The organism is Mucilaginibacter sp. P4_E8 (genome assembly GCF_056401495.1).
Window position 1 is genome coordinate 1 of record NZ_JBFUJG010000239.1, and the last position, 4,724, is coordinate 4,724.

The following is a 4,724-nucleotide window of genomic DNA, read 5'->3' on the forward strand; positions in this document are numbered from 1 at the left end:
ACTGGTAGTATACAACATACGCTTTACTGTTTTGAGCAACAATAAGGCGTATGTTCATTATAAATTAAAAGAAGCGCTATTATTTTTTGAGATAAGGAACCAAGGCAATCGCCAGTTTCTGATAACCGGCCTCGTTTGGATGCAAGCCATCGCCAAAAAGCGACTCGTCAATATTACCGGCATTATTAAGTAGTAATTTTCCAGGGTTAATAAAATGAACTCGGGTTTGAACGGCCAGTTCAGAAATTGCTTTGTTTAAACCTTTTACCCGTTTTTCCAAGGCCCTTCTGGGCAGCAAGCCCGACAAAAGGATTTCAGTTGCCGGTTGGCGTACTTTTACTGCCTGTACCAGCAATTTCAGCCCTTCTATTATTTCATGGTCATTATTGCCAGACAAGTTATTGGTGCCGATCATAATCATTACCTTATCCGCCTTAAAGCCGTCTATTTCTTCATGATATACGCGCCATAATACATTCTCAACCTGGTCCCAGCCAAAACCAAAGTTTTTTACGCCCAGCGGCTCCAGGTATTTATCCCATGAGTTGGCCCCTCTTGCTAAAGGAGCTTTTGGTATACCGCCCCAATAATTCAGAATAGAGTTGCCAAGGAACACAATTTTTGGTGAATCAATTTTAATAAGCGTTAGTATTTCATTATGTCTGTTTCGCCAATCATAATAGCCATCTCTGCTTTGTACAACTGGTTCAGTAGTTGAATATTTACCGGTTGGTTCATTAATAATTGCGCGAATAGTTTTCTCATAAGCGCTGGCATATTTTTCCATACCAATATCATTGGGATGCACACCATCAACCGTTGAGTTAATATCAAATCCAATTTCCTTATTAGTTAATAAATAAACGTTTTTAGTTCCTGTAGTAATTAGCTTTGAATAAGTAAGGGCAAGGATTTTATTGACACGGTTATAATCGGCATTCCTGCCTGTATCTAACAAACCATCTACATTACCCTCGCTATGCTCTACAAGCAGTATGGGGACCCGTGGATGCCTTTTATTTAAACCTTGTACCGCTGCTAATAAACGTTTTTCGATTTCCTGGTCAGAAAAGCTTATTAAATTGGGCATGCAATCAAGTACATATATTTTTGCGTCAATCTCTGCCATCAGGTCAATAACCGATTTTTCAAGCAGTCCCGTACCTGAAAAACCAAGGTTCACCAACGGGCGGTCAAGCGCGCGTTGTAAAATCGCGGTCCATGCCAAACCGGGTCTCGACGCGCAGCCACCCTGCGCAATGGATGTTCCATAAACAAGCACCGGTTTTTCTTTAGATAAAGGCATGAAATTAAACATATTACCGGCTGGAACCCCTATTTCAAGCCAGGATACTGAGTTATATAGTGGCAAAAACAGCCTGTACTCATAGCTTCGTCCCGGAAAAGCTGCACTCACTTTTATGTTTGAAAAACGATAGGTAATGGTGTCTTTAAATGAAAAACTACCAGGAGCCAGGCACCATTTTCCATTAGGATCAAGCGCGTAAAGATCCAGGCCGCTTACTCCCGTGGCCGGCATATGTGACATTGCAAAGTCACCTTTAACCTTGTAGCGGATAATTAGGTCGGGGGCATCTGTTTTAAACTTGATATATAAGCCGGCACTGCTGTGCGAGATGTTCCATACATTAGGATTGAGGTTCTTTTCAGCACGCGCAGGAAACCGGTTATATGTATTTACCGTTTCATTTGACCACGCCTGCCCCTCTATAACCGGGAAGCCTGCTTTGGCCGGGTCAAGCCATTTATAGGTCGCCGCAGTTTGGGAAAAGGATGCTGTACAAAAAAAGAAAAAGAATAATAAAATTAGTATTGATATCCGTTTCATTTGTAATTTATTTAAAGGATAACTGCCATAAAACCGGGAATTTGCCAACATATTTGCAGACATACTGTATCACAATAATTAGATAACAAAATATGTTTGCGCGCACACCTGCTTGAATTTTGCGTTATTTAGTAACGAAAATTAGCCGAGAAAACAAAGTCCCCAATAACGCCATTAATGAGCGGGCATGGCATTCAACACCATCACTTCAAATGGCTCAAGCTTAACCATATAAACGCCTCCTTTAAATAACGGAGTCTTCGATTCCTTACTGTTAAGCTTAGCATTATAAAAAACATAACTGTATTTACTATTTAAAGGCAATTCAAAAACTTTACGCGTATCAACAACAAAGGTTTTTGTTTTATTTGATGGATTTCTTAAAGTAAGAATCGCTTTTTTGGGCGACCAAGCCGCAAACCCATAAATATCCCCTTTAGATGGGTCACCACCTACCCAATGCGTATCGGGCATGATGTCTGCGTTTTCACGCGACCATTTTATGGCAGTAGCAAGACAGTTCCAGTTAGCGGTATTTAATTTATGAGGATTGATATATAATTCCTGCAAACTTGTTCCCGATCCAAAAAACGACCATATCTCATCGGAAATATCTTTATCATTCATATCAAATTTGGCAGGTGCGCCATTGTCTGCAATACAAACACCATGATACATTAGCGAGCTTAAAGGATAAAGGGAGGCACGTTGAACAATATTTTTATATACTTCGCCATCACGATAGTTAAGCCATTGCTGCCTGTTATCTCCTTGTCCTTCAGTACTGGTATCCCAGCCATTTCTCCAGATCACATCGCCATATTTAAGCCAGAAAGGCGATGGCCAGGTGCCTATAGTAAGACTAAAATAAAGATCTGGCTTTACCCCGCGCAGGGTTGACACCAGGTTTAACAGCGATTCCATATCCGTTTGATACTCGGGTGTAGCACCTGTTGATTGATCCCCAGCCCCTACACCATCAAATTTAAACATCGAAATACCATATTTGGTAACAAAGTTAGCGGCAGCATCTTTAAACCTGTTTGAATAAACAGCACCCGAAAGGGAAAACCCGTGCGAATTTGTTTCAAATGGAGGGTTTTGTTTCCGTCCATATTGCAACCTTTGCTCCTTGGCCTGTTCGTATCCACCCCAGGGCGACATCCACACACCCAAAGATGCATTGTATTTATTGGCCAGCGTTTTAATATTATCAAAACCAGCAGGAAAATTCGTTTTACTTATTTGCCACAATGTTTGGTTATCATCCCAGCCATCATCAAACAAAAACGCGTTTAAGGCAATGTGGCGTTTTATGGTGAGACTGTCTGCAAAGGTTTGAATGCGGTCAAGACAGCCGGCTTCATTCAATTTACGGTCGGCCCATGATAAATCATACCAGGAATTATAATGCAGCATTTGCCGGTACGGTACTGCCCTTTCCCGTTCCAGATAATAAAGAAATCCCCTGCGTAACTGGCCCTCCGGGGCAATACCCCAAACAGTAGATGCCGTCAAATCCAGCGTTGGTTCCCGCCGTTCAATGTAGCTACTTACCCACCTATCTTTGGCCTCGTATTTACTAATGGGGCTTTCACACGCGAAAAAGAAGTTCCCAGATGTTATTGGCGATCCATCAACAATACCCGATGGTTTTAATTCCGCTCCAACAGGAAACTTTATAAGGTTTAATTTACTGATCCTCAAAGAATCCGTAACATTATTAAAGGCAAAAACCTGCCTGATATAATTAGAGTTATCTTTTAAAATGGCCTTCCACCTTAAACGAATACCATATTTTACATTCAAAAACTCGCCTAAAACCTCCCTCCCATTTTCCTTTTCCGAAAGTTTAACCGCTCCCCTATTTCCTTTTACCTGAACAATTTTCAGGGGGCCACTCAATTCAAAATCATCAGAATTAATTACAGCGCCCTCCTTTAACTCCAGTTCGAACATAGGAGCACCTTTTAAAGCAATCTGTTTATGCTGTGCAACAAATTCGTTTATTGTAACCTTTTTTTTGCCGGTAAGCCATTTTACAGACAAGCAATTGTTTTTTAAAATCACAGATCCCTTATCCGCTAATGCAACCGCTTCGCCCGGCTTTATGTCAGCAAGAAAAATATTTTGAGCCTTAGAGGCACTTGCCAAGCCGAGGCAAATTAAAAACAACAGTTTTTTTAGCATGATTAATAAATTATAAGGGAAAAACAATGAACAATTATTTGCGTGTGCGCACACAAATATAGAAGATAATTTATAATTGGAAAACCACCCAGACACTATTTACCTCTTAAACAACCAAGAAGGACGAAGATTATGTGTTTATGTTATAATATGGGGTAAAACAATCGTTTGCGCTATTTTTCAGAGGCGGGCACAGTATTAGGTTACTTTCAAGCGGAGAAGATATATATCGGCAAATGAAAGATGTATCTCTACTAAGATACCCCTAAAATTGCACAATAGTTCCCCCGATTATCTGTTACTCTTAATGTTGATAAGAAGGCCCATGATTCCATTGATCACCTATCCAGAAATTTCAGATAAGTAATTGTGTAATATTTTGACAATTTGAGAGTGTGGAATAACTATATCAAGGCTTCAGTAATATTACTTAAGTCAATAATTTTATATTATAATTGAACCTTTATAGAAGCCAACTTCTTCAAATCTTCTATAAGGGCGTTCGAAAACTGTGGTCGGATCGTCACGAAAAGCCTTTCAGCGTAAGTTGGAGGGCTTTTTACTTCTCATACTCAAGTATATATACCCCAGATTACACTTAAATATTAGTCTCTTTATTTTATTACTTTTATTTTATAATGGGAGATAATGGAAATTGAAGATGATTTGAAAGTAATTATATCTG

At 39.8% G+C, this 4,724-nt stretch carries 2 protein-coding genes; both read right to left on the bottom strand.

Annotated features, from left to right (window positions below; all coding sequences use genetic code 11):
* Positions 1–79: 79 nt before the first annotated feature.
* Positions 80–1,849, bottom strand: a complete 1,770-nt coding sequence (locus tag AC1DRQ_RS29545) for an SGNH/GDSL hydrolase family protein (protein ID WP_477429417.1) — start codon at positions 1,847–1,849, stop codon at positions 80–82.
* A 174-nt stretch (positions 1,850–2,023) separates the two neighbouring features.
* Entirely contained in the window at positions 2,024–4,039 is a 2,016-nt protein-coding gene (locus AC1DRQ_RS29550) for an alpha-amylase family protein (protein WP_477429419.1), read from the bottom strand.
* Between the last annotated feature and the right edge of the window lie 685 nt (positions 4,040–4,724).